A 23,304-nucleotide genomic window follows, 5' to 3' on the forward strand; every position below is an offset into this window, starting at 1 on the left:
AGCGCCTGCGTCGAATGACTTGCGTGCGATTTATTAAACGGATGACAGCTAAATGATGGATACGATGGTCACGCCGGACGAAGTGACGCGACTGGAGACCCTGGGGCGGTACCGGATCATGGATACCGCCGCCGAGCCCGCATTCGACGACATCGTGGCCCTTGCCGCCGGCATCTGCGGCACGCCAATGGCAGTCGTTTCGCTGCTCGATGATAAACGGCAATGGTTCAAGTCCAGGATAGGGCTGGCGGTGCAGGAGACCGCGCGCGACATCGCGTTCTGCCACCATACGATCCGCCAGGATGCGCTCTTCATCGTCCACAATGCGTCCGCCGATCCGCGCTTTGCGCACAATCCCCTGGTGACCGGCCCGCCTTTCATCAACTTCTACGCCGGCGCGCCGCTGCTTACCCGGGACGGCCACGCGCTGGGCAGCCTCGCAGTTCTCGACCACGTGCCGCGCGAGCTGAGCGAGTTCCAGCAGGCGGCACTGCGCACCCTCGGCCGCGAAGTGGTGGCGCAGATTGAATTGCGCAAGAACCTGGATGATTTGAAGCAAGCGGTTTCTGCACGGGATCAAGCCGCGAACCTGCTGAAGGCGTCCTACCGCCATCTCGAGCAGCGCGTCGCCGAGCGCACCGCCGAGCTGCAGGTCGCCCACGCGACGCTGCAGGCAGAGTTCGAACGGCGAACCCGGGAAGCGAGCCTGTCGCAGAACATCATCGACAGCCTGCCGGGCATCGTCTACGTATTCGACCAGGGCGGGCGGTTCCTGCGCTGGAACCGGAATTTCGAGATCGTCACCGGGTACAGCCATGAAGAGATGGCGCGCTCGCATCCGCTGGATTTCTTCGGCACCGAGGAGGAAAAGGAGCTGGTCGCCGACCGGATCGCCGAGGTGCTGGGGCGCGGCAGCGCGGCCGTCGAAGCCGCGCTGAGAACGGCGGACGGGCGCCGCATCCCGTATTACTTCAATGGCGTGCGCATCGAGCTGGACGGGCGCTCCTGCATCGCCGGCATGGGCGTGGACATCACCGAGCGGCGCCGCGCAGAGGAAACGCTGCGGCTACGCAACCGGGCGATCCAGGCGAGTGTGAACGCGATCATCATCACCGACCTTGACGGCAACATCGAATACGCGAACCCGGCTTTCGAGCGGATCACCGGCTATTCGCCCGCGGAAACGCTGGGACGCAACTGCCGCTTCCTGCAGGGAGACGATAGCGAGCAGCCCGGGGTCGACGCGATCCGGGCGGCGATCCGCCGCCGCGACGAAGCATCGGTGCTGCTGCGCAATTACCGCAAGGACGGCAGCCTGTTCTGGAACGATGTGCACATCGCGCCGGTACGCGGGCCCGATGGGGTCGTATCGCACTTTGTCGGCGTGCTCAACGACATCACCGAGGTCAAGCATTACGAGAAGGAACTGGAACGACAGACCAATTTCGATGCGCTGACCGCGCTGGCCAACCGCAAGGTGCTCAAGGAGCGCATCCGGGATGCGATCGCCACGACGCAGCATTTCGGCGGCTCGGTGGCGGTCGGTTTCATGGACCTCGACAACTTCAAGTTCATCAATGACAGCCTCGGGCACAACGTCGGCGATGAATTGCTCAAGCAGGTGGCCGAGCGCCTGGTGTCCTGCCTGCGCGGCCAGGACACGGTCGCACGCTACGGCGGCGACGAATTCGCGTTCGTGCTGGCGGAGCAGAAGGATGAAAAGGCGGTGGGCGCGCTGATGGAACGGATCCTGAAGACCATCGACCGGCCGTTCCGGGTCGGCAGCCACAAGTTTTTCGTCAGCTGCAGCATCGGCCTGAGCTTCTATCCGCGCGACGGCGCGGACGCCGACACGCTGCTCAAGAATGCCGACGCGGCGATGTACCGGGCCAAGGACAGGGGAAGGAACAACTTCCAGTTCTACGCGCCGTCAATGAACCGGTACGCCACCGAAAGGCTGTCGCTCGAATCACAGCTGCGCCAGGCGCTGGCGGCCGACGAATTCGCGCTGCACTATCAGCCGAAGGTGGATCTGCGTACCGGCGAGATGGTCGGCGCCGAGGCGCTGCTGCGCTGGTATCCCGGCAAAGGCAAGGCGGCGGTGCCGCCATCGGCATTCATCCCGCTGGCGGAAGAGACCGGCCTGATCGTCCCGATCGGCGAGTGGGTGCTGCAAACCGCCTGCGCGCAGATCCGGGCGCTGCAGGACGCCGGCCTGCCGCCGCTGCGTGTGGCGGTCAACCTGTCGGCACGCCAGTTCAAGCCGGCAACGATCACCACCGTGGTGGGCGATGCGCTCGCCGCTTCCGGCCTCGACCCCGGCATGCTGGAACTGGAGCTGACCGAAAGCGTGGTGATGCAGGACCCGGAGGAAGCGGCGGGCGTGCTGCGCGACCTGAAGGACATGGGGCTGCACCTGTCGATCGACGACTTCGGCACCGGCTATTCCAGCCTGTCCTACCTGCAGCGCTTTCCGGTCGATCATCTGAAGATCGACCAGTCCTTCGTGCGCGACATCGGCGCCGACCCGAACGACGCCATTATCGCGCGCGCCGTCATCTCGCTCGGCCACAGCCTCGGCATGAAAGTCATCGCCGAGGGCGTTTCCAGCCGGGAGCAGCTCGACTTCCTGCGTCAAAACGGCTGCGACGAACTGCAGGGCTTCCTGTTCAGTTGCCCGGTACCCGTTGAAGACCTGAGGCGGATGCTGCAGAACCGGCAGACGCTGTCGTTGCATTAGCGGCCTTGCTGCCCGCCTTGGCGATTGCCTTCTTGTGCGCGGATGTGATGGTCCAGTAGTAGATCGTCTTGTGTCCGACGCGCTCCGTCTTTTCCGGCGGCCATTCCGGGCCCATGTCAAAGTCATGCGAGACCACCCGCGTGCCGACCTTGAGCTGCTTCCATAATTGCGGGCGCAGCGCACGGTTGACATCCGGCAGCAGGTACAGCGTTACCACGCTTGCCTCGGAAAAGTTCGCGGTAAACAAGTCGCCGACCATGAACTTGACCTTGCCGTCTACTCCCGCGCTTTCTGCGTTGGCCTTCGCCTCGGCAATGCGCTGCGGGTTGATGTCGATGCCGACGCCGCGCGCGCCGCGCTCCTTGGCGGCGGTGATCACGATGCGGCCGTCGCCGCAGCCGAGGTCATAGAGCACGTCGTCCTTGCCGACCTTGGCCATGTCGAGCATCTTCTCCACGATCGGTTCCGGCGTCGGCACATAGGGCACGTCGGGCTTGCGCGCCGGTTCCTGCTGCGCGAACGCGGGCAGGCCGGACAGCGCCAGCAGGGCGGCGACCAGGAACATCGCGAGCACCGGACTGAAGAGCAGGGTGAAGGGATCTGGGTGGTGGCTAGGTTTCATTTACGTCTCCTTTGGAAAGGTGCTCGGTTTGCATGGCGCCGATGCGCGCCGAGCGCATACGCATCAGCCACAACAGCACGCAACCGGCGGCCAGCACCGCCACGCCCATCCAGGCCGCGTTTATCCCGCCCAGGGACTGGCTGGAAACGTACGAAAGGCTGGACCACAGCATGTAGGCGCAGGTCGCGCAGAAAATCGCCGGCAGCAGCGGGTACAACGGCACCCTGAACGGACGGACGGCAGCCGGCTCGCGCAGGCGCAGCAGGAACAGCGATATGCCGGAAAGCAGGAAGAACAGCCAGAATACCGGTGCGGTGAACTCGACCATCGCATTGAAGCCGCTGCCGGTCATGCTGCCGGCGGCGACCAGCAGCAGCGCTGCGATGCCCTGCACGCGCAGCGCATTGACCGGCGCGCCGCGGCGGCTGTCCCACAGGCCGAGAGACGCCAGCGCCGGCCAGTCGCGCCCCATCGCGTAGCTGGTGCGGGCGCCGACGATCATGGTGGCATTGAGCGAGGTCAGCGCGGCAACCGCGACGATCGCGGAAATCACTTTTTCCCCGGCCGGGCCGAATGCGACGCGCAGCAGGTCGGCCGCCGGCGCCTCGGTCCGCGCGAGGGCGGTGACGCCGAGGCCGTGCCAGTAGGCCCAGTTGACCAGCAGATACAGCGCCGTAATGATGAGGATGGACCAGACCAGCGACCTGACCATGCCGCGCCGCACGTCCTTCAGTTCGGCGCTGATGTAGGCGGCTTCGTTCCAGCCGCCATAGGTCAGCAGCACGAACACCATCGCCAGGCCGAGCGCCTGCGGCCCCGGCGAGGGCACGGCTGCGGCGGCCGCGGTTCCCGCGCCGGCTTCCGGCGCCAGCAGGCCGGCGGCAGCGACCAGCAGCAGGCCGCCGGCTTCGATTGCGGTCAGCCAGGCTTGGGCGGCGATGCCGGTACGGGTGCCGCGCAGGTTGATCCAGGAAATCCCGGCCACCGCGAGCGCCGCATACCATGCTGAACCGCCGAACGGCAGCGGCAGCAGGCGGTTCATGTAGTCGCCGAACACGAATGCAAGCAGCGCGATGGAACCGGTTGTCACCACGGAAAAACGTGCCCACCAGAACAGGAAGGATACCGAAGGCCCGTACGCGCGCTGCAGGAAATGGTAATCCCCGCCGGCGTGCGCGAAGGCGGTCGCGAGTTCCGCATAGCACAATGCGCCGACCAGCGAAATCACGCCGCCGAGCAGCCAGAGAGCGAATATCCAGGTGGGGTCGCCTGCCAGCCCGGCAACCGTTGCCGGCGCCTTGAAGATGCCGGCGCCGACCACGATGCCTACGATCACCGCGGTCGCATCCCGGACGCGCAGCACCTGCTGCGGCGAACCGGGTAACGGCGCCGCGTTGTCATGAGGCTTTGTATGCATGGACATCCTTTAGGTGGACCGAAGGTGCGAAAGCGGCGCGATGAAAAAGTTTCGGCAGGGTGTCGCAAGGTTCGCGCTTGCTCAATAGTCGCAGAGCTTTCGCTCCCGGTAGTCACCGGTGGGCGAACGGAAACATCGAACCGGGAGGATGCCTGCAGTCTAACTACTTGCCTTCTGCATTATTGCCTGGGAAATCCAACCATCGACCAACATAGGAGGAAGTATGAAGAAGCTACCATTGGCGGTATTCATTTCTTTGCTTGGAGCAAGTGCGGCAACATTTGCGCAAGGCAGCAGCTCCTCGTCTTCTGCCACGCCGGACCGGGGGACGACAGGCTCGATGAGCTCCGACAGCCCGGCGGCTGCCGGTTCATCGGCCGGCTCCGGCATGTCGCCGGGCGCCGGCAGCACCGGCGGCGGAAGCGGCATGCCGGGCGGCGCGTCATCCACCGGTAGCGCGGCCGGCAGCAGTGGCGCTTCCGGCACGACCGGAACCGGTGCCAGCGGAACAGGGGCCAGCGGAACAGGGGCGACCGGTGGTGCGGATGCATCCGGTTCGAGCGCCGCCAATCCCGCGTCGGGCGGCGCGTCATCCGCGGGTAGCGCTACGGGCGGCAGCGGCGCCTCCGGCACGACCGGAACCGGCGCTGGCGGCGGCGCGGCGGGCAGCGCCTCGGCGAGCGGCGGGATGAGCAGCGGTTCGGGCTCCGGCGCGGGGAGCAGTGGCGCGGGCAACGCCAGCGGCATGGGCGCGGCGACGACCACCGGGCCGGGTGGTACGCCGAGCAACATCAGTACGGAGGAGGAAAGGCGGCGCCAGATGAACTCGATCGGCGGCGCGACGGGCGGAGGCTCGGGCGGCGCCGGTTCGTCGGGCAGCGGTGCCACGGGCGGCACCGCCGGCAGCTCGAGCCTGCCGGGACCGACCGGCACCAGCAGCGATACCGGCATGGGCAGCAGCGGCGCCGGCTCCGCATCGGGCAGCGGCGCGTCGGGCTCCGGTTCTTCCCCGGGCATGAACAGCACCGGCAGCGGGCCCGGCATGAGCGGGCCGACCGGAACCAGCACCGGCCGCTAGGACGACAGGCGTCGGCCCCGAAGCAGGAACCCGGGCGGGTGCGGGGCACTCCCACCCGCATGAATCAAACGATGCGAGTCGAGGAGGGGTGATGCTTACCGCGGTATTGATCTTGCTGGTCTTGCACGGTCTGCTGGGCGGCGCCGACGTGCTGTTCAATCACGAGTGGCGCGAGCGCCTGCCTTCGCAGGTCTGGGCAAGAACCGAGCAGGCCCTGCACAGCGGGCGCGAACTCGTGTTCGCGCTGCTTTTCGGCAGCATGGCATGGCTGCAGTTCGGCGGCGCGCTGGCCTGGACGCCGGTTGTGCTGCTCCTGGTGGAAATCTCGATCTCGCTCCGCGATACCCTGCTCGAGGACCGGACCAGGCCGGTGTCGGCCGTCGAGCGCACCATGCATACGCTGCTCTTCATCAACTTCGGCGCGTATTCGGCATTGCTGGTGCCGGTGCTGCTGGAATGGCGGGCACTGCCCACCGGTATCGCCATCGAGTACCGCGGCATCCTGACCTGGATGCTGTCGGCGCTTTCGCTGCTGGCGCTCGGGTGGAGCGTGCGCGACTGGCTGAGCTACGTGCTGCTCGGAAAGCGAGAGGCCAGTCAGCATGCGGCCGCGGCAGCAGGATGATTGCCTCACGGCATGGATAACGACGGTGCGTCAAAGTCTGGAACTATTGTCGTCCTTCATGATCTTTTGTCTACGTAGCGGAAATCACAGAACGGCGTAACGCGGACGGATCGTGCCGTCCGGAGTTCGGCGCCCTCCCGGCATCGCTGCCTGTCGCGGGTAGCGCCTCTCCTTGCCAGTACGGGAAGGGGCAGGCCACCGCCGGAACGGTTCCGCGTTTCGCCGTCTGGACTGCCGCTGCGCTCCGACAGTCAACGGACCTTTCCATGCCATTCCGATCATTCCGACTTACCCTGCGCTTCGTAGTGCCCCTGGCTCTCGTGCTCGGTCTGTTTGCGTACGCAGTGGTGCCACTGATGGATAACCTGACGCTGCGCTGGTTCGTGCGCGACCTCGATACCCGATCGCAGTCGCTTGCCAATGCCTTGCAGGATCCGCTGCTCGAATACGTGCCGCAGCGCGCCGAGCGGCGTATCACGCAGCTGTTCGACCGCGTCATGCGCGACGAGCGGCTTTATGCAATCGCGTTCTGCGATATGCAGGGGAACGTGCTCTACAAGACCGCCACCTATCCGCTCTCGCTCGGTTGCCGCCCGCTGGACGGCAGGGCCGGCGGGCCGCAGTCGCTGGTGACGGTACCGAAGGGGCCGCTGCATGTGTCGGAGAGCGCGCTCGAACAGGACATGCAGTCGCTCGGCAAGCTGATCCTGGTGCATGACATGAGCTTCATCGAAAGGCGCAGCGCGGATACCAAGAAATACGTGATCCTGCTGTTCGCGACCCTGGCGGTGGTCATTTCCCTGATTACCGTGTTCGTCGCGCACCTGAGCTGGCGCGACTGGATTTCCTCGGTCAAGAGCCTCCTGCGCCGCGAGGCCGGCGCGCGCGCGCCGCCGCAGGCGACGCCGTCTGAAATCCATCCGCTGGAAGGCGACTTGCGCGCCTTGCTCTACGAATTCAACGTCGACCGCCATACGCGCGACGACGGCACCCACCTCTGGACCCCGGAAAAGCTGCGCGTGCTGCTGCATGAGGAACTGGCCGGCGATGAAATCCTGGTCGTCTCGAACCGCGAGCCGTATTCGCACACCCATGGCCGCGGCGGCATCGAAGTGCAGCGTCCGGCCAGCGGCCTGGTCACCGCGGTCGAGCCGGTGATGCGGGCCTGTTCCGGCACCTGGATCGCGCACGGGAGCGGCTCGGCCGACCGCGAGACCGTCGACCGCAATGACCGGGTGCCGGTGCCTCCCGCCAGCCCGAGCTACACGCTGCGCCGGGTGTGGCTGTCGAAAGAGGAAGAGGCGGGCTATTACTTCGGATTCGCCAATGAAGGCTTGTGGCCGCTGTGCCACATCGCGCACGTGCGCCCGGTGTTCCGTTCCTCGGACTGGGAGCAGTACGAAGCGGTCAACCAGCGTTTCGCGGATGCGGTGATCAAGGAAGCGCGCACCGACGACCCGGTCGTGCTGGTGCAGGACTATCACTTCGCGCTGCTGCCGCGCATGGTGCGCGACGTGCTGCCGAAGGCGACCATCATTACCTTCTGGCATATTCCCTGGCCGAATCCGGAATCCTTCGGCATCTGCCCGTGGCGCGAAGAAATCCTGGAAGGCCTGCTCGGCAGCACCATCCTCGGCTTCCATACGACCTTCCACTGCAAGAACTTCCTGGAAACCGTGGACCGCTACCTGGAAGCCCGCATCGAGCACGAGTCATCGACCATTTCCTACGGCGGCAAGCTCACTCAGGTCGAGCACTACCCGATCTCGATCGCCTGGCCGGAAGCGCAGCCCGAGTTGCCGGGCGTCGAGGAATGCCGGCTGTCCGTGCGCGAAGAGCACAACCTGCCGTCCGACCATCTGGTAGGCATCGGCGTGGACCGGCTGGACTACACCAAGGGCATCATCGAGCGTTTCCAGGCGGTGGAGCGGATGCTCGAAGCGCATCCCAACCTGGTCGGCAAATTCACGATGATCCAGATCGCGGCGCCGACCCGGTCCTCGCTCGACGAATACCAGAACTTCGAGGCGCGGGTGCGCGCGCTGGTGCAGCGGATCAACAGCCGCTTCGGCAGCGGCAGCTACCAGCCGATCATCCTGAAGGTCGAGCATCACAATGCGGAGCAGGTGAACCGCTATTTCCGCGCGGCTGAAGTCTGCCTGGTCACCAGCCTGCATGACGGCATGAACCTGGTGGCCAAGGAATTCATCGCCGCGCGCGACGACGAACACGGGGTGCTGGTGCTGAGCCAGTTCACCGGCGCCGCGCGCGAACTGCACGAGGCGCTGGTCGTCAATCCCTATCACATCGAGCAAAGCGCCGAGGCGCTGTACCGCGCGCTGACGATGCCCGAGCTCGAGCAGCGCGACCGCATGCGCAGCATGCGCGCGCTGGTAAAGGACTTCAACATCTACCGCTGGGCCGGCCGCATGCTGCTCGACGCCGCCCGGCTGCGGCAGCGGGAGCGGATCATGACGCGCATCCGTTCGCACAGCCGCAAGGCCTTGCGCCGGGTGGTATGAGCATGACGCCGCTGTTTTCCGCGGACGGAATGCGCCGCCTGCAGGAGGTCGCCCGGCCGGGGCTGCTGTGCGCCTTCGATTTCGACGGCACGCTGGCGCCGATCGTGACAGTCCCGGGACAGGCGGGCATGCCGCAGCCGATCGCACAGAAGCTGCAACGGCTGGCGTCGCTGGCGCCGATTGCGATCATTACCGGGCGCGCGCTCGACGACATTCGCCCGCGCCTGCCGTTTGCGCCGGACTTCCTGGTCGGCAATCATGGCCTGGAAGGACTGCCGGGCTGGGAAGCGCACGCCGCGGACCACGAGCGCTTGTGCGCGGCCTGGCTGCGGCAACTCACCGAGGCGCTGCATGGACGGCCGGAGGCGGAAGGCATCGCGCTCGAAGACAAGCGCTACTCGCTCTCGGTCCACTACCGCGTCGCGCCCAGCGCGCAGCGCGCGCGCAGCTTCCTCGATACCGTCTTTGCCGCTCTTTCGCCGCAGCCGCGCGTGGTCAGCGGCAAGTGCGTCTACAACCTGGTTCCCGAAGCCGCATGCCACAAGGGCGCGGCGCTGGAGCGCCTGATCGCTTCCTGCGGAGCCCGGGCCGCGCTGTACGCGGGCGATGACGTGACCGACGAGGATGCGTTCCGCGTCAAGCGCCCGGACCTGCTGTCGGTCCGGGTCGAGGCTTCCGCCGAAAGCGAGGCCGACTGCTACCTGCCGTCCTTCGACGACATGGCCGGCCTGCTCGACGAACTGATCGCGCGGCTGGAGGCGCAGGGCGCTGCCAACTGGATGAGAGCGGCGGGCGCCGCCGGCCGGACGGCGCCTGCGCGATAATGCGGGAAAGCGACAGCAAGGATGCAAGGATGGACCGCGCATGGCACGCGAACTGAAAGGGCTTGCAGCATGAACACGGAATTCATCGCCGCACTCGATATCGGCGGCACCAAGATGGCGGCAACGGTGGCCGGGCCGGATGGCCCGCTGGTGCGGCTGTCGCAGCCGGTGGTCAAGACCGGTCCGGTGCGGGCGCTGCCGGAGCAGGCGCTGGCGCTGATCGATGCGGCATGCGCCCAGGCGGGTATCGAACCGGACGCGGTCGCCGCCGTCGGCGTCGCGTCCTGCGGGCCGTTCGTACTCGAGGACGAAATGATCGCGCTGGCTGCCCCCAACCTGTGCGGCGCGCGCGCGCTTGCGGCCGACCTGCCGAACGACTGGGAAACCATTCCGCTCGAGCAGGTGCTGCGCGAGCGCTTCGACAAGGTGGCGATCGAAAACGACTGCGTGGCCGCGCTCGCGGCCGAGCTCGGTTTCGGCGCGGTGATCGGCGAAACCGATTGCGTGTACGTGACATGGAGCACTGGCGTCGGCTTCGGGCTGTGCGTGGACGGCCGCATCCTGCGCGGCAAGAACGGCAACGCCGGCCATGCGGGACACATGCTCCTCTCCGACAACGGGGAGGCGGTCTGCGGCTGCGGCAACCGCGGCGATGTCGAAGCGCTGGCTTCCGGGCGCAATATCGGCAACCGGCTCGGGAAGCCGGCCAGCGAACTGTTCCGGGCCGCGCGCGAGGGCGACCAGGCGGCGCGCGAGGCCGCGCTGCAGGCCGCGCGATGGTTCGGACGGGGCCTCTACAATGTGGTCGCGGCGCTCGATACCCGCGTCTTCGTGATCGGCGGCAGCGTCTGGCAGCATCACGGCGACTGGCTGGCGCCGGTCGTGCTGGAAGAGATCACGTCGCGGCTGCCGGCGCTGACCGCCGGCGTGAAGATCCTGCCGGCGGCGCTCGGCCCGCTGGTGGCCGATGTCGGCGCGCTTGCGCTGGTGGTGCCGCCGGCGTGGGGCGAGGAATGGCGGCGTACCGCGCCGTGGCAGAAGCTGGCGGGCTGACCGTACCGGGCCGGCCGATGCGCATCCTGATGCTCGGCGCCAGCCGATCCGGCTGTTTCACCCGGCGTGGTTACGACGCCGAGATTCCTCAAAGGAACCTTTGCCCGGGCGCTGCATCTTATTGCTTTCCCTGACAGAAGCGATAAGCAGCCCATGAACAAGACGGCATTGCCCTCCCTGCCGGTTCCCTGGCAAACCTGGATCAACGACAACCTGGCGCGCGGCTGCGAACCGGCGACCATGGCGCAGATCATGGTGCGGGACGGGAAATTCGAAGCGACCCTGGCCCGCGCCGCGATCGAGGAAGCGCGCAGCGCGGGTTTCGGCCACCTGCCGGCTGCGCCCGTGCTGCAGCCGCTGCCCCGCATCGACACCGCGTCCAACGTCGTGCGCACGCCGGACCGCGATGTCCAGATCCTGGCGGCGCTGCGCGCGCCGCGCATCGTCGTGCTCGGCAGCCTGCTCAGCGATGAGGAATGCGATGCGCTGATCGCGTACGGCCGCGAGCGCCTGGTGCGCTCGCCGGTGGTATCCGAGAGCGACGGCAACACGCAGCTGCACGCCCATCGCACCAGCCGCGGCGCGATGCTGCAGCGGGCCGAATGCGAACTGGTGGCGCGCATCGAGGCGCGGATTGCCGCGCTGGTCCAGTGGCCGGCGGAGAACGGCGAGGGCATGCAATTGCTGCAATACGAGAAAGGCAACGAATACCGTCCGCATTACGACTGGTTCGATGCCTCGCGTCCCGGGCCGCGCAAGCACCTGGAACGCGGCGGCCAGCGCGTGGCCACCGTCGTCATGTACCTCTCCGACGTGGAGCAGGGCGGCGGCACCTCCTTCCCCAACGTGGGCCTGCAGGTGCAGCCGAAGAAGGGGAGCGCTGTCTTCTTTGCCAACACCGATGCGTACCGCGTGCCCGACCCGCAAACCCTGCATGCCGGCGAGCCGGTGGTGCAGGGCGTGAAATACATCGCCACCAAGTGGCTGCGCGAACGAGCCTACGTCTGACGCCGTCTTGAGACGGCGGGCGCCGGCCCGCGCGTTTTTCCCCCAGCCTGTACAATGTTGTTTACACTACAAAAACAGCAGCAGCGTTGGGGGAGAACCAGATGGGTCGGCACCGTTTTGACGGGCAGCTGCCTTTCGCGCAGTCGCTAGCGCAAGAACCGCCTTCCGGGACCGTCGACCGACGGTCCTCTGTCATTCCATTTCCCCACGCATTTCCGGACGACGTCACGTTTTCCGGACAACCCGGCGAAGCCCCGTGCGGATTTTCATCCATCCCGGCCCCGGTGTTGCGCCTGCAACGCGCGATTTTCCCCTTGATTCCTCAGTTTCGCAGCAAGAAGCCGTATGGCACGGTATCTGCTTATTGGCAACATCGCAATAAGCGTTTCGATAACAACCCTTAAGGAGAGAAGGATGAGACTTGGATTCTTACGTCGTATCGCGGTCGTCGCAGGCATTGCGCTGGCAGCAGCCGTCCCGGCCCAGGCGCAGCAGCAGTTTGTCAACGTGCTGACCGGCGGAACAAGTGGCGTGTATTACCCGATGGGCGTGGCGCTGTCGCAGATCTACGGCAAGGCCATCCCGAATGTGAAGACGTCGGTGCAGGCGACCAAGGCATCCGCCGAAAACCTCAACCTGCTGCAGGCAGGCCGCGGCGAGATCGGCTTCACGCTGGGCGACGCGCTGTCGGACGCATGGAAGGGTGACGAGGAGGCCGGCTTCAAGGTGCCGCTGAAGAAACTGCGCGGCATCGCCGGCATCTATCCGAACTATATCCAGATCGTCGCCTCCGCCGATTCCGGCATCAGGACGCTGGCCGACCTGAAAGGCAAGCGCATTTCCGTCGGCGCGCCGAAGTCCGGCACCGAGCTGAACGCGCGCGCCATCTTCAAGGCCGCCGGCCTGACCTACAAGGACTTCGCCAAGGTGGAATACCTGCCGTTCGGCGAGTCGGTGGAACTGATGAAGAACCGCCAGCTGGACGTGACGCTGCAGTCGGCCGGCCTCGGCGTGGCCTCGCTGCGCGACCTGGCGACCGCGCTGAAGATCGTGGTCGTGCCGATTCCGCCGGAGGTGGTGCAGAAGGTCGGCGATCCGGCTTACCAGTCGGGAACCGTGCCTGCAAACACCTATGAAGGCCAGACTGCCGGGGTCCCCACCGCCTTCGTGCAGAACTTCCTGGTAACGCATGAAGGCGTGCCGGCCGACACGGTGTACACGATGACCAAGTCCATGTTCGAAAACCTGGACCAGCTGCTGGCGGCGCACGCGGCCGCGAAATCGATCCGGAAGGAAACGGCGGCGGCTGGCATGCCGATCCCCCTGCACCCCGGCGCGGAAAAGTACTACCGCGAGATCGGCGTGCTCAAGTAATCCGCGTCAGCGGCCACACCACGACATAACACGGAAGCACGGACGGCCGGACGGCCGATCCGTGCCGCTTTGACGATTCTGAGGAGCAGGCATGTCCCAATTCAATCTGCACGCCGCGGTACCCGGTGAAGCGGCGGCAACCGGGGAGGAGTTTCAGGAGCATGGCGTGCAGCGCAAGCTGCAGGGCGTCTCGCTGAAGCTGCTGCTCGCCGCGGCATTGGCGTTTTCCACCTATCAGCTGGTGGTCGCCGCATTTCATCCTTTATCGAGTCTTGTGATCCGGTCGCTGCACGTGGGTTTCCTGCTTGCCATGACCTTCCTGTTGTACCCGGCGGCCCGCAGCGGCAAGCTGTCGTCGGTCGCATGGTATGACTGGATCCTGGCAGTGGCGGGCTTCGGGCTGTCGACCTACCACTGGATTTTCGAGGCCGACCTGATCATGCGGGCGGGGGATCCGAGTACGGCCGACCTGGTGGTCGGGACGGTCATGGTGGTGATGGTGTTCGAGGCGGCGCGGCGCATCCTTGGGCTGGCCTTGCCGCTGGTGTGCGGGACCTTCCTGCTGTACGGCATGTTCGGCGAATACCTGCCCGGCGCGCTCGCGCATCGCGGCTACGGCTTCGACCAGATCGTCAGCCAGCTGTTTACCGGCACGGAAGGCATCTACGGCATTCCGACCATGGTGTCGGCCACCTACATCTTCCTGTTCATCCTGTTCGGCGCATTCCTGGAGCATGCCGGGATGATCAACCTGTTCAATTCGCTCGCGCTCGGGCTGGTCGGGCATGCGAAGGGCGGGCCGGCGAAGGTGGCGGTGATTTCGTCCGGTTTCATGGGCACGATTTCCGGTTCGGGCGTGGCCAACGTGTTGACCGTCGGCCAGTTCACGATTCCGCTGATGAAGCGATTCGGCTACAGCGGCGTGTTCGCCGGCGCCGTCGAAGCGACAGCGTCGATGGGCGGGCAGATCATGCCGCCGGTGATGGGCGCGGTCGCCTTCATCATGGCCGAGACGCTGAACGTGCCCTACGTGGAGATCGTCAAGGCAGCGGTCATACCCGCGGTCCTGTATTACGTCACCGCATTCTGGATGGTGCATCTGGAAGCGTCGCGCGCGGGCCTCACCGGCCTGCCGAAGGAGCAGTGCCCGAACCCCTGGCGCGCGCTGAAGGAAAGCTGGTACCTGGTGCTGCCGCTGGCGGCGCTGGTGGCGATGCTGTTCCACGGCTTCACGCCGATGTTCGCCGGCATGACCGGGCTGGCGCTGACGGCAATCCTGATTCTCGGCGCGGCGCTGGCGGCAAGGCTGTCCTCGCGGGCGTTCCGCTATGTGTTCTGGATTGCGATAGGCCTGGGCGCGGCGAGCTTCGTCCAGTTCGGCATCTATTCGGTGCTGGCTCTCATCGCCGCGCTGGTGGCCGCCTGCTTCTTCATCAAGGGCGGCAGGACGACGCTGCACTCCATCCGCAGCAGCCTGGTGGACGGCGCCAGGCAGGCGCTGCCGGTGGGGGTGGCATGCGCGATCGTCGGGATCATCATCGGCACGCTCACGCTGACCGGCGCCGCGTCCAGCTTCGCCGGGTTCATTCTCGAGATCGGCGAGCGGAGCCTGTTCCTGTCGCTGCTGCTGACGATGATCGTCTGCCTGATCCTCGGCATGGGCATCCCGACCATTCCGAACTACATCATCACCAGTTCGATCGCAGCACCCGCGCTGCTCAAGCTCGGCGTACCGCTGATCGTCAGCCACATGTTCGTGTTCTATTTCGGCATCATGGCCGACCTTACGCCGCCGGTCGCGCTGGCCGCGTTTGCGGCGGCATCGATCGCAAAGGAATCGCCGATGAAGATCGGCATCAAGGCAACGCATATTGCGGTCGCCGGCTTCGTGATTCCGTATATGGCCGTCTATGATCCGGCGCTGATGCTGCAGGGCGAATGGACCTTGCCGGCAGTCGCTTATGTGGTCGGCAAGGCGCTGCTGGCAATCACCTTGTGGGGCGGCGCGGCGGTCGGTTTCCTGTTCGCGCCGTTGAACCTGGTGGAGCGCGGCCTTGCGATCGTTTCCGCCAGCATGCTGGTCGCTGCGCTCCCGCTGACCGATGAGATCGGCTTCGCGATGTCGGCCGCCTTCTTCGGCTGGCATCTGTGGCAGAAACGCCGCCTGGCGCCGGCATGACGGGACTGTGCCTGGCAGCGGCGGCGCTGTCGCTGAGCCTGCCGCTGCAGCACTTCACGCTGGCCTGGACGCATTCCATCGAAAAGATCCGGTGGGAGGAAGACTACCGGGTCAGCGCCGCCGGGCTGGAGCTGGCCGAGGCGCGCATCCGCGGTTCCGGCGCCGGGATGGAGCCGCCGCAAGGCGCGCTGCTGAAAGACGGGGTGTGGCATTACCGGCCGGCGTTGCGGCCGCTGCCCGCGCTGACACTGAACCGGTCCGGCTTTGTTGCCGACTATGAAATCTGCGGCGGCGGGCGCTGCCGCCCGCTCGCCGAACTCCTCGGCCCCGAAGCTGCGGCCCCCGTGGTCACGCTTGCTCCCTGCGCGGCACGCTAAGTGCCGCCCCGCGCCCGCCATACAGCCATCCCTTGCGTATCAGCAGCTTCTCCGCCTCCGCCAGGAAGAACGGTATGGATGCCAGCGCCAGGCAGGCGCCGAGCTGGGCCACCGACAGCGGCTCGGTCCGGAATACGGTATTGAGGAAGGGAACATACACCACGGCTATCTGCAGCAGGAAGGTCAGGACGACGGCGCCCAGCAGCGGCAGGTTGGAGCGCAGGCCCTGGGAAAACAACGATTCGGTTTCGGAGCGGATCGCCAGCACCAGCCCCATCTGCGCAAAGGTCAGCACGGTGAAAACCATGGTCTGCCAGGCGCCGATGCCGGCCGAAATCGCCCACGCCTGCACGGACAGGGCCACCGCCGCGATCGCCAGCCCGACCGCCAGCATGTGCTGCCACATGCCCTGGGCGAAGATGCTTTCGCCGGGCGGGCGCGGCGGGCGTTGCATGATGCCTTTTTCAGCCGGCTCGGCTGCCAGTGCGAGGCCGGGCAGGCCGTCGGTCAGCAGGTTGATCCAGAGAATATGGATGGGCAGGAGCGGAATCGGCAGGCCGAGGAAGGGGGCGAGGAAGATCGTCAGGATCTTCGCGGAATTGCCGGTCATCGAATAGCGGATGAACTTGCGGATATTGTCGTAGATGCGGCGCCCCTCACGCACCGCGCCGACGATGGTGGCGAAATTGTCGTCCAGCAGCACCAGGCTGGACGCTTCCCGCGCCACATCGGTGCCGCCCTTGCCCATGGCCACGCCGATGTCGGCGCGGCGCAGCGCCGGAGCGTCATTGACGCCGTCGCCGGTCATCGCGACGAACTCGCCGCGCGCCTGCAACGCGGTCACGATCCGGATCTTCTGCGCCGGGTCGACCCGCGCATATACCCGGACCTCCGCCACCTTCTGGCGCAGCGCCGCATCGTCGAGCGCCGCGAGCTCGGCGCCGGTGAGCACCGCGGCGTCGCCGCGGGCAATGCCGAGCCGGCGTGCAATCGCCAGCGCGGTCGCCGCGTGGTCGCCGGTGATCATCACCGGCGTGATGCCCGCGGTGCGGCACAGCGCGACCGCTTGCTGCGCTTCCGGTCGCGGCGGGTCGATCAGGCCGGCCAGGCCGATGAATTCCAGGCCGGATTCGATGCGCGCCGCGTCCGGTTCGGCCGGAACCACTGTCCAGGACCGGCGCGCGACCGCCAGCACCCGCAATCCGCGGGCCGCCATCGCTTCCGCCCGCGCCAGGATTTCCTCCTGCGAAAACGGCAGGCTGCCGGCCGCGCCGGCTGTGCTGGCGCAGCGCGGCAGCACGCTTTCCGGCGCCCCCTTGGTATACGCGACCAGGCCTTCGCGCCCGCGGTGGAAGGTGGTCATCCGCTTCCGTTCGGAATCGAAGGGCAGTTCGAACACGCGCGGCGCATCTTGCTGCAGCGCTTCCTTGTCGAAGCCGGCCGCCGCAGCTGCCGTATAGAGCGCCAGTTCGGTCGATTCGCCGCACGGCATGCCGTCCTGGTCGCGCGCCGCGTCGTTGGACAACGCCAGCGCCTGGAACAGTGCGATCCAAGGCTGCTGCATGGGGAGTGACTGCCAGTCGGTACGCATCTCGTTGCCGGCAAATATTTCGGCCACATGCATCCGGTTCTGGGTCAGCGTGCCGGTCTTGTCGGAACAGATGTAGGTGACCGAGCCCAGCGTCTCGACCGCTGGCAGGCGGCGGATCAGCGCTTGCCGGCGTACCATCTTGTGCGCGCCGATTGCCAGCGAGATCGTGACGATCGCCGGCAATGCTTCCGGAATAGCGGCTACCACCAGGCTGACCGCGGTCAGGAACATCAGGCCGGCCGGTTCGCCGCGCAGCAGTCCGACCACGAAAATGATCACGCAGATTGCCAGCACCGCGAGCCCGAGGCGCCGGCCGAAGGCGGCAAGACGTTTCTGCAGGGGCGTCTTCATTTCCTCGCCGGCGTCCAGCAGCGTGGCAATCTTGCCAAGTTCGGTTGCCATGCCGGTCGCCACCACGATGCCCAGGCCGCGGCCGGCGGTCGCGGTCGTGCCCTTGAACGCCATGTTGCGGCGATCGCCGGGTGCCAGTTCGCGTGCTTGCATCGGGTCGGACGTCTTTTCCGCCGCAACCGCTTCGCCGGTCAGGATCGCTTCATCCGTCTTCAGCTGGATTGCCTCGATCAGGCGGAGGTCGGCCGGCATCACGTTTCCCGCTTCCAGTACCACGATATCGCCCGGTACCACTTCGGCCGCCGGCACCAGCTGGCGGCGGCCGTTGCGCACGACCATTGCGCCGGTCGCCGCCATCTGCTTGAGCGCGGTCATTGCCCGCTCGGCACGGGCTTCCTGTACGAACCCGATGGCGGCATTGAGCACCACGATCGCCGCGATGACCAGGGTGTCTTGCAGGTCGCCGACCACGCCTGACACGATCGCCGCCGCGATCAGAATGAGGATCATGACATCCGAGAACTGGTCGAGGAGCATGCGCCAGGCCTGGCGCGGCGGTTTTTCGCGGATTGCGTTCGCGCCGTGCTGTTCCAGGCGGCGTGCTGCTTCCAGCTGGGACAGGCCGGCGGCCGGATTGACCGCGAGCCGGCCGGATACCTCGGTACCGTCCAGCGTGTGCCAGTGGATCGTTGCGGATGTGTTGTCGGGGCGGGCGTGTGAACCGTTCTGCATGAAGTGGGCAGCGGCAAAGTGGGCGCAAGCGGCGCGGATCTGCTCCGCTTGCCGGAAAGCACCGAGGCGTGCCCGGCGCGTGGCTTATTTCACAAGCGTGACCGGCACCTGGACCAGGTGGACGACCTTGTAGGCGACCGAGCCCATCATCAGGTTGGTGACGGCGCCGAGCCCGCGCGTGCCCATCACGATGCCTTCGCACTCGATTTCCTGCGCATATGCGGCGATGGTCGAAGCGACATCGCCCACGCGCCATTCGGTCCGGTAGGGGACGCCGGCATCGTCCAGGATCGCCATCGCGGCCTGCAGCACGCGCTGCGAATCCGCCGTCTGGATCGTCTTGATCTCCTGTTGCGACATATAGGCGTGGGCGCGCGTGTCCAGCGGTTCCTGGATGTTAAGCAGGTGCAGCTGCAGCGACGGCGTGTCGGCGACCAGTTTGGCGGCGTAGCGGACTGCGTGCTCGGCGCTCTTCGACGCATCCACGGGTACGAGAATCTTGCGCATCGGGGTTCCCCTGTTGGTTGTTCATCCTTTCCGCGCAGGCTACCGTTGCGCAGCAAGAATTCATTTGATTTGCGTCAAAGCGAACCAGAATCCCTGCCTGCGGTGCCCGCGCTGTGCGACCCGTGAAGCGCCGGTGCCAGACTGTTTTCTACCGGTTGTTTTCGTCCGCCGTTTGCGCGCCGTCGCGCGTGCGACGCCGTATGTGAAAAGAGTTCAAGACCTCTTCGCAACAGCAAAGAAATATTTTTGATATTCAATGCGTTCAGGCAAACGTTACATGTCATTAACACGCTATGATTAATGCCGTATTACAACTTTTGCCTGTTACGCCGTATGTTCAAGAAAACCGTACTGGCGCTGCTGATGAGCACAGCAGCGTCCGTTTTTGCCATGCCGTTCAGTTCCCAGCACGCCGTCGTGTTCGAGGAAGCGACCGGCACGGTACTGCTCGAAAAGAATGCGCACGCGATCGTGCCGATCGCGTCGCTGACCAAGCTGATGACCGCGATGGTCGTCCTCGATGCCAGGCAGGACATGAACGAGCTGATCACCATCGATGAAAGCGACGTCGATACGCTCAAGTTCAGCTCCTCCCGCGTGCCGGTCGGTACGGTGCTGCCGCGCAGCGCCGTGCTGGAACTGGCGCTGATGTCTTCCGACAACCGCGCCGCCGCCGCGCTCGGACGTACCTATCCGGGCGGGCACGGCGCGTTCGTGCGTGCCGTGCAGGACAAGCTGGATGGGCTCGGCATGCGCCATACCGAGATCGAGGAGCCAACCGGGCTGTCGCCGCGTAATCGCTCGACCGCGGCGGATCTGGTCAAGATGGCAAGCGCCGCCTCTCAGTATCCGGACATCGTGCGGTTGAGCACCGGCACCGAAGACCTGATCGACATGAACGGGCGCCTCGTCGCCTACCGCAACACCAATCGCCTGGTCGGGCGCAGCGACTGGGATATTCAGTTGTCCAAGACCGGTTTCACGCGCGAAGCCGGACGCTGCCTGATCATGCGTTTCCAGGCAGCGGGCAAGAACGTGATCATGGTGCTGCTGAACGCAAAGGAGAGCGCGCAGCGCATGCTGGATGCGGAAAACGTGCAGCGCTTCATCAGCGGCCAGCCTCTGCTGGCTGCCAAGCCGGCGCCGCAGCTGGCGCGCAAGGGCAAGGGCGGCAAGGGCGGCATCATGCTGGCCAAGGCCAAGAGCGGCGGCAAGGCACACAAGAAACGACGCACCGTCTGACACCCGCCGGCGTATCGCCCGGCAGTGCGCAAACCCCCGTCCTTCCCCGAAGACGGGGGTTTTTTCTTGGGCGTCCGCATCCGCACCCGGGCTCCTTTGCACAATTACCACATTCCAGCCTGTCAACGCTGACAGGTTTGCACCTGCCAGGCGCAATTGTCTTTGACGCGACATTTCCTGCGATCAATAGTGTTCTTGAGGGCGCTGCACTGCGAAAGCCGCGGCGGTGCCTTCGGAGCCGCGCGCCCGCTGTCTGCCGGCACGCATGTCCGCAACCAGGAAAGGAGTCCCATGAAAATCCGTCTCAGCATCCTCGCCGCCATGCTGGCGGCATCCGCCAGCCTGACCGTTTCCGCATCGGAGTCATTCCCGCCGCCGCTGCAGCAGAAAGTCGACAAGTACAAGCAGAAGCTCGTTGAATGGGCGGCCAATCCCGTGATCGTCGATGCGGTCAAGGAGGCCAATGCGCGCGGTGCCGCGAGCGGCATGAGCAACAGCAAATGGCTGGAAGTGGATGAAAAGAGCGCTGCCGCCCAGGTCTATTCGACCAGCAAGGCCGGCGTACTGGTGACCAGATGGGAAGAAGACAAGAGCATCAACAAGCTGGTGGTGCGCGATGAAAAGGGCAACCTGGTCGCCGCCAGCACCAAACCGCTGCTGTACAACAACGCAGTGCGTCCGGTGTACATCAATGCGATGAAAGGGCAGGCATGGGCGGCGGGCGCGGTGGCGCCGGACCCGACCACGCAGGTCAAGAGTGTGCAGGCGTCAGCGCCTGTGATGGACGGCGGCAAGGTGATCGGCGTGATCCACGCCGGGATCAGCGCCGAATGACAACTGCCGGCCGCATCCCCCGCAGGCGGCACACCGAATGGAGACGCCCATGAAATTCATCGAGAGCATGAAGGTCGGCACGCGGCTGGCCGTTGGTTTCGGCACCGTCCTGGTGCTGATGACTGTCCTGACCGGCGTGGCGATCAGCCGGATGGGATTCATCCGTGCCAGCCTGGACGGGATCGTGCAGGACGATGCCGCCAAGCTCAGGCTGGTCAATGCGATGCGCGACCTGGTGCGTTACCAGTCCGTCACCGTGCGCGACGTCGTGATGCAGGAGGATTTCGCGTTCAAGAAAAAGGAATTGCTGCTGGCCAGGCAATCGAAGGAAACCTATCGCGCCGCCGCCGCCGAGCTGGACAAGCTGTTGACCGATACGCAGGGCGGCGCGGCATTGGCGAAGATCGCCAGGCTCGACGCCCGCGCGCTGGCCGCGATGGACAAGGCGGTCGACCTGTCGCTGTCGGGCGACAAGGAAGCGGCCGCGGCGATGATCCGGGACGAAGTGCGGCCGGCCCAGATCGAGCTGATCGGCGCGCTCGAAGCGCTGCTGCAGCAGGTGGAAGCCGAGTCGCGCCGCGCCGCCGACGACGCCGGGCAGACCTACCGCAACGCAGTGGCCGCGATGATGCTCGTCGGCGGCCTCGCGCTGCTGGTTGGCGTTGCCGCGGCGGTACTGATCACGCGCAACCTGCTGCGCCAGCTCGGCGGCGAGCCGGACTACGCGGGCCGCATTGCCGGCCGCATCGCCGCCGGCGATCTGGCGGTCGATATTCCCGCCAGGCAGGGCGACCACGGCAGTCTGATGTTCGCGATGAAGGAAATGCGCGACAGCTTGGCGCGCATCGTCGGCGAGGTGCGCAGCGGCACCGACGCCATCAACAACGCGGCGGAGGAAATCGCGTCCGGAAATCTCGACCTGTCGTCCCGCACCGAGCAGCAGGCCGGCGCACTGGAAGAAAGCGCATCGTCGATGGAAGAGCTGACCTCCATCGTGCGGCAGAACGCCGACAACGCACGCCAGGCCGACGCGCTCGCCAATTCCGCGGCCGAGGTCGCGCGCAAGGGCGGCAACGTCGTCTCCGAGGTGGTGCGCACGATGGGGGCGATCAACGACTCGGCGCGCCGGATCGCGGACATCATCGGCGTGATCGACGGAATCGCCTTCCAGACCAACATCCTGGCGCTCAACGCGGCGGTGGAAGCCGCCCGCGCCGGCGAGCAGGGGCGCGGCTTTGCCGTGGTCGCGTCGGAAGTGCGGGCGCTGGCGCAGCGCTCGGCCGCCGCCGCGCGCGAGATCAAGTCGCTGATCGACGATTCCGTCGACAAGGTCGGCGCCGGCGCGCGCCTGGTCGACACCGCCGGCAGCACGATGAACGACATCGTCGACAGCGTCGGCCGGGTCACGCAGATCATCGGCGAGATCGCCGCCGCCGGCGTCGAGCAGGCGTCCCGCATCGCGCAGGTCAACGGCGCGGTGTCGCAGATGGACCAGGTCACGCAGCAGAACGCGGCGCTGGTAGAGCAATCCGCGGCTGCCGCCGCGTCGATGCGCGAACAGGCGGCGCGCCTGTCGCAGATGGTCGGCGTGTTCCGGCTGGACGCGCGGCAGCTGCCTGTCGTGCAGAAAGCGCAGGCACGACAAGATCCGCCGCGCCGCGCGAGCGTCGTCCGGCCGCCGGACAGGGTGCTGCCGCCGGCGCCGCTCCAGGCGCCGCGGGCGATGTCCGCGCCGCGTCGCGACCGGTCGGCGGAAGCGCGCCGGCAGGCGGTGATGATGGCGGAATGGGAAGAATTCTGAGTACCGAGCAACCAGCAACGGGGCGCGTCCCCGGGAAAGCAGACGAATGAGCATGAATGCATCGAACCTGGACGAGAACATCGCCGCGCCCGAGCGCGAGGCGGGGGCGCCCCCGAACGTCTACTGGCATGCCGGCATGATTTCGCAGCGCTACCGGCAGGAGCAGTTCGGCCACCGGCCGGCGACCGTGTGGCTGACCGGCCTGAGCGGCGCGGGCAAATCCACCATTGCCTACCAGCTGGAAAGGATGCTGCTGGCAGAAGGACATCCGTGTTATGTGCTGGATGGCGACAACCTGCGCCACCGGCTCAACCGCGACCTCAGTTTTTCCGCGGCGGACAGGAAGGAAAACCTGCGGCGCGCGGCGGAGGTCGCGCGCCTGATGAATGAAGCCGGGCTGATCGTGCTGGCCTCCTTCATCTCGCCG

At 66.2% G+C, this 23,304-nt stretch carries 18 protein-coding genes; 13 read left to right on the forward strand and 5 right to left on the reverse strand.

Annotation, left to right across the window (positions count from 1 at the left end; translation table 11 throughout):
- Positions 1–52 precede the first annotated feature (52 nt).
- Positions 53–2,740, forward strand: coding sequence for a sensor domain-containing phosphodiesterase (locus VEC01_RS10975; protein ID WP_324900851.1), 2,688 nt, complete (start codon positions 53–55; stop codon positions 2,738–2,740).
- On the opposite strand, the gene VEC01_RS10980 is transcribed toward VEC01_RS10975, so the two are convergent.
- From VEC01_RS10980 to VEC01_RS10990, 3 genes are all read right to left on the reverse strand, one after another.
- Positions 2,670–3,362 carry a class I SAM-dependent methyltransferase gene (locus tag VEC01_RS10980; protein WP_324900852.1) on the reverse strand — a complete coding sequence of 231 codons (693 nt, stop codon included), beginning with the start codon at positions 3,360–3,362 and terminating at the stop codon, positions 2,670–2,672. The genes VEC01_RS10975 and VEC01_RS10980 overlap by 71 nt on opposite strands.
- A complete protein-coding gene (locus VEC01_RS10985) occupies positions 3,352–4,779 on the reverse strand; it encodes an APC family permease (protein WP_324900853.1) in 1,428 nt (475 codons plus the stop codon). Before VEC01_RS10985 ends, VEC01_RS10980 begins: the two co-directional genes overlap by 11 nt.
- Positions 4,780–4,938: 159 nt before the next feature.
- A complete protein-coding gene (locus VEC01_RS10990) occupies positions 4,939–5,823 on the reverse strand; it encodes a hypothetical protein (protein WP_324900854.1) in 885 nt (294 codons plus the stop codon).
- 125 nt (positions 5,824–5,948) lie between these two features.
- Between VEC01_RS10990 and VEC01_RS10995 the strand changes: the two genes are divergently transcribed.
- From VEC01_RS10995 to VEC01_RS11030, 8 genes are all read left to right on the forward strand, one after another.
- Positions 5,949–6,482, forward strand: coding sequence for a hypothetical protein (locus VEC01_RS10995; protein ID WP_324900855.1), 534 nt, complete (start codon positions 5,949–5,951; stop codon positions 6,480–6,482).
- Between the two features lie 266 nt (positions 6,483–6,748).
- Positions 6,749–9,004: a trehalose-6-phosphate synthase gene (locus tag VEC01_RS11000; RefSeq protein WP_324900856.1), complete on the forward strand. Its 2,256-nt coding sequence runs from the start codon at positions 6,749–6,751 to the stop codon at positions 9,002–9,004.
- Positions 9,001–9,828, forward strand: a complete 828-nt coding sequence (otsB, locus tag VEC01_RS11005; RefSeq protein WP_324900857.1) for a trehalose-phosphatase — start codon at positions 9,001–9,003, stop codon at positions 9,826–9,828. Before VEC01_RS11000 ends, otsB begins: the two co-directional genes overlap by 4 nt.
- Positions 9,829–9,897: 69 nt before the next feature.
- Positions 9,898–10,881 (forward strand): ROK family protein, encoded by a 984-nt coding sequence (locus VEC01_RS11010; RefSeq protein WP_324900858.1) that lies wholly within the window; start codon positions 9,898–9,900, stop codon positions 10,879–10,881.
- A gap of 153 nt (positions 10,882–11,034) precedes the next feature.
- Entirely contained in the window at positions 11,035–11,889 is an 855-nt protein-coding gene (locus tag VEC01_RS11015) for a 2OG-Fe(II) oxygenase (protein ID WP_324900859.1), read from the forward strand.
- Positions 11,890–12,303: 414 nt separating this feature from the next.
- Positions 12,304–13,263 carry a TAXI family TRAP transporter solute-binding subunit gene (locus tag VEC01_RS11020; RefSeq protein WP_324900860.1) on the forward strand — a complete coding sequence of 320 codons (960 nt, stop codon included), beginning with the start codon at positions 12,304–12,306 and terminating at the stop codon, positions 13,261–13,263.
- Between the two features lie 91 nt (positions 13,264–13,354).
- A complete protein-coding gene (locus VEC01_RS11025) occupies positions 13,355–15,442 on the forward strand; it encodes a TRAP transporter permease (protein WP_324900861.1) in 2,088 nt (695 codons plus the stop codon).
- Positions 15,439–15,819 (forward strand): DUF1850 domain-containing protein, encoded by a 381-nt coding sequence (locus VEC01_RS11030; protein ID WP_324900862.1) that lies wholly within the window; start codon positions 15,439–15,441, stop codon positions 15,817–15,819. Before VEC01_RS11025 ends, VEC01_RS11030 begins: the two co-directional genes overlap by 4 nt.
- Here VEC01_RS11030 and VEC01_RS11035 read toward each other — a convergent pair.
- Both VEC01_RS11035 and VEC01_RS11040 read right to left on the reverse strand, forming a co-directional pair.
- Positions 15,791–18,493, reverse strand: a complete 2,703-nt coding sequence (locus VEC01_RS11035; RefSeq protein ID WP_324900863.1) for a cation-translocating P-type ATPase — start codon at positions 18,491–18,493, stop codon at positions 15,791–15,793. The two genes, VEC01_RS11030 and VEC01_RS11035, sit on opposite strands and share 29 nt — an antisense overlap.
- Before the next feature lie 84 nt (positions 18,494–18,577).
- Positions 18,578–19,000 (reverse strand): universal stress protein, encoded by a 423-nt coding sequence (locus VEC01_RS11040; protein WP_324900864.1) that lies wholly within the window; start codon positions 18,998–19,000, stop codon positions 18,578–18,580.
- 333 nt (positions 19,001–19,333) lie between these two features.
- On the opposite strand from VEC01_RS11040, the gene VEC01_RS11045 reads away from it, so the two are divergent.
- From VEC01_RS11045 to VEC01_RS11060, 4 genes are all read left to right on the forward strand, one after another.
- Entirely contained in the window at positions 19,334–20,242 is a 909-nt protein-coding gene (locus VEC01_RS11045; protein WP_324900865.1) for a serine hydrolase, read from the forward strand.
- A 291-nt stretch (positions 20,243–20,533) separates the two neighbouring features.
- A complete protein-coding gene (locus tag VEC01_RS11050; protein ID WP_324900866.1) occupies positions 20,534–21,076 on the forward strand; it encodes a PDC sensor domain-containing protein in 543 nt (180 codons plus the stop codon).
- Between the two features lie 49 nt (positions 21,077–21,125).
- Entirely contained in the window at positions 21,126–22,877 is a 1,752-nt protein-coding gene (locus VEC01_RS11055) for a methyl-accepting chemotaxis protein (protein ID WP_324900867.1), read from the forward strand.
- 52 nt (positions 22,878–22,929) lie between these two features.
- On the forward strand, positions 22,930–23,304 hold a 375-nt coding region (locus tag VEC01_RS11060), incomplete at its 3' end, for an adenylyl-sulfate kinase (protein WP_324900868.1).

It is taken from the genome of Noviherbaspirillum sp. (genome assembly GCF_035627455.1).
Lineage (GTDB): Bacteria > Pseudomonadota > Gammaproteobacteria > Burkholderiales > Burkholderiaceae_D > Noviherbaspirillum.

Excerpts from the sequence above, each read along its gene's own strand:
- VEC01_RS10975 (WP_324900851.1), top strand. The coding sequence starts at position 53 with ATGATGGATACGATGGTCACGCCGGACGAAGTGACGCGACTGGAGACC.
- VEC01_RS10980 (WP_324900852.1), bottom strand. The coding sequence starts at position 3,362 with ATGAAACCTAGCCACCACCCAGATCCCTTCACCCTGCTCTTCAGTCCG.
- VEC01_RS10985 (WP_324900853.1), bottom strand. The coding sequence starts at position 4,779 with ATGCATACAAAGCCTCATGACAACGCGGCGCCGTTACCCGGTTCGCCG.
- VEC01_RS10990 (WP_324900854.1), bottom strand. The coding sequence starts at position 5,823 with ATGCCGGGCCCGCTGCCGGTGCTGTTCATGCCCGGGGAAGAACCGGAG.
- VEC01_RS10995 (WP_324900855.1), top strand. The coding sequence starts at position 5,949 with ATGCTTACCGCGGTATTGATCTTGCTGGTCTTGCACGGTCTGCTGGGC.
- VEC01_RS11000 (WP_324900856.1), top strand. The coding sequence starts at position 6,749 with ATGCCATTCCGATCATTCCGACTTACCCTGCGCTTCGTAGTGCCCCTG.
- otsB (WP_324900857.1), top strand. The coding sequence starts at position 9,001 with ATGAGCATGACGCCGCTGTTTTCCGCGGACGGAATGCGCCGCCTGCAG.
- VEC01_RS11010 (WP_324900858.1), top strand. The coding sequence starts at position 9,898 with ATGAACACGGAATTCATCGCCGCACTCGATATCGGCGGCACCAAGATG.
- VEC01_RS11015 (WP_324900859.1), top strand. The coding sequence starts at position 11,035 with ATGAACAAGACGGCATTGCCCTCCCTGCCGGTTCCCTGGCAAACCTGG.
- VEC01_RS11020 (WP_324900860.1), top strand. The coding sequence starts at position 12,304 with ATGAGACTTGGATTCTTACGTCGTATCGCGGTCGTCGCAGGCATTGCG.
- VEC01_RS11025 (WP_324900861.1), top strand. The coding sequence starts at position 13,355 with ATGTCCCAATTCAATCTGCACGCCGCGGTACCCGGTGAAGCGGCGGCA.
- VEC01_RS11030 (WP_324900862.1), top strand. The coding sequence starts at position 15,439 with ATGACGGGACTGTGCCTGGCAGCGGCGGCGCTGTCGCTGAGCCTGCCG.
- VEC01_RS11035 (WP_324900863.1), bottom strand. The coding sequence starts at position 18,493 with ATGCAGAACGGTTCACACGCCCGCCCCGACAACACATCCGCAACGATC.
- VEC01_RS11040 (WP_324900864.1), bottom strand. The coding sequence starts at position 19,000 with ATGCGCAAGATTCTCGTACCCGTGGATGCGTCGAAGAGCGCCGAGCAC.
- VEC01_RS11045 (WP_324900865.1), top strand. The coding sequence starts at position 19,334 with ATGTTCAAGAAAACCGTACTGGCGCTGCTGATGAGCACAGCAGCGTCC.
- VEC01_RS11050 (WP_324900866.1), top strand. The coding sequence starts at position 20,534 with ATGAAAATCCGTCTCAGCATCCTCGCCGCCATGCTGGCGGCATCCGCC.
- VEC01_RS11055 (WP_324900867.1), top strand. The coding sequence starts at position 21,126 with ATGAAATTCATCGAGAGCATGAAGGTCGGCACGCGGCTGGCCGTTGGT.